General features: G+C 36.1%; 2 protein-coding genes. Both read left to right on the top strand.

Translation table 11 applies throughout. The annotated features are described in order from the left end of the window. Positions 1–183 (top strand): hypothetical protein (locus TS1_RS12680; RefSeq protein WP_217994592.1); only part of this gene is annotated, 183 nt, incomplete at its 5' end. Further along, the gene (locus tag TS1_RS12135; RefSeq protein ID WP_068710728.1) at positions 143–1,456 is read left to right on the top strand and encodes an IS1380 family transposase; all 1,314 of its coding nucleotides are present in this window, start codon (positions 143–145) and stop codon (positions 1,454–1,456) included. The genes TS1_RS12680 and TS1_RS12135, both read left to right, overlap by 41 nt. Positions 1,457–1,652: the final 196 nt, after the last annotated feature.

The following is a 1,652-nucleotide window of genomic DNA, read 5'->3' as shown; positions in this document are numbered from 1 at the left end:
CATAGTTTTTCTGAAAGCTATCTAAAACCTTACAGTGAAGCCATTATTTCACATATTTTACAACACCCTTTGGGTGTACAAAAAGAACCCCAATCTGTTATGGTTAAAGTGACTAAACTAAACCATGAAAGGGGTTCTCTCAATGGCTACATTACAGGAAAAACGGATAAATTTCAATCCTAAACTAACAGTTTCCAACACTGGTGGTAATCTTTCAACAGATGCCGGATTGATTTTAGTAAAAGAATTTATGGACTCACTTGGATTTTTAGAATTGGCCAAAAGCCTCCTTCAAATCAAAGATGACCGGACTTACTGGAGACACGACAATATCTCCTTACTAGAACAACTTCTTTTCCAACTGATCTCTGGCTACGCTGCAGATTCATCAGCTAAATTATTGAAGGAAGATCCCATCTTCCAACTTATTTTAAATAAAGAAACAGCTGCTTCACAACCTTCTCTTTCACGTTTCTGGGACCGAATAGATGAAAAAACGATCCGTCAATTCCAAGATTTGAATCAAGCTTTGATTGATAAAGTACGATTGAAGCGAAACACAACAGAGATAATCATTGATTTGGATTCTACTCATTCGGATACTTTTGGAAATCAAGAAGGAACGAACTATAATGCCCACTATCAAACAAACGGTTACCACCCCTTAGTTGCTTTTGATGGGCTAACGGGCGACTTTTTAAAGGCAGAACTTCGTTCTGGAAATGTTTATACATCAAACGGTGTAAGGGATTTTCTAAGGCCTTTACTCAATCATTACAGCCAGCAACTTCCTTGCACAACGATTCTTGTGCGTGGAGACAGCGGCTTTGCGACACCAGAAGTATATGAAACTTGTGAATTGAACGAAAGCTTTTATGTGATTCGTCTGAAAGCCAATGCTCAACTAGCAAAGTTAGCAGAATCATTCATTTTAATTGGCGATGATCATCATTGGGAAGAAAAAGAAGTTCACTACTATTCTACGTCTTATCGAGCAAAAAGTTGGTCACAAGAACGTCGGGTTTGCATCAAATCAACTAGAGAAGCAGGAGAGCTGATTTTTCGTCATGAATATGTGATCACCAATTGTTCAGAAAATTTATCCGCTGAAAACATATTTTATACCTATCAAAATCGCGGTACGATGGAGAACTTTATTAAAGAAGCAAAGAATGGATTCTATTTTGATAAAACCGATAGCTCAACTTTTCTGGAAAATCATGCTCGTATGATGATAAGCCTATTGGCTTACAATATCGTTAACTTTATGCGAACACTTTGTTTATCGGCAAAAGAAGCGACACTTCAAATTGATACTCTCCGCTTGCATTTATTTAAAGTAGCAGGAAAATTGGTACGAAGTAGCCGTAGATTGCTATTAAAACTGAGCACGACTCATGTCTTTCAAGATAGTTTCTATCAGTTGTTAGAAAAAATACAACAACTCTGTTGGTGACCATCCAAATGAATTTTAAAAAATTCATTTCTTTCAGGGAGTTCGTGCGGCCAAAATTAAGTAATACCCTATCATTCAGCTCATCGTTTTACCTATTTTAACTTTTTCCATCCTTTAATGAATAAAAAAGTAAGTTAATTGGGATGGACAGATGAAAAAAATAACTTTTACAGATAAATTTTAGAAGTATGAATTA

The organism is Tetragenococcus solitarius NBRC 100494, from assembly GCF_001544195.1.
GTDB classification, from domain to species: domain Bacteria; phylum Bacillota; class Bacilli; order Lactobacillales; family Enterococcaceae; genus Tetragenococcus; species Tetragenococcus solitarius.
Note: the sequence above shows the minus strand (reverse complement) of the source record. Positions and strands in the feature narration are given on the sequence as shown.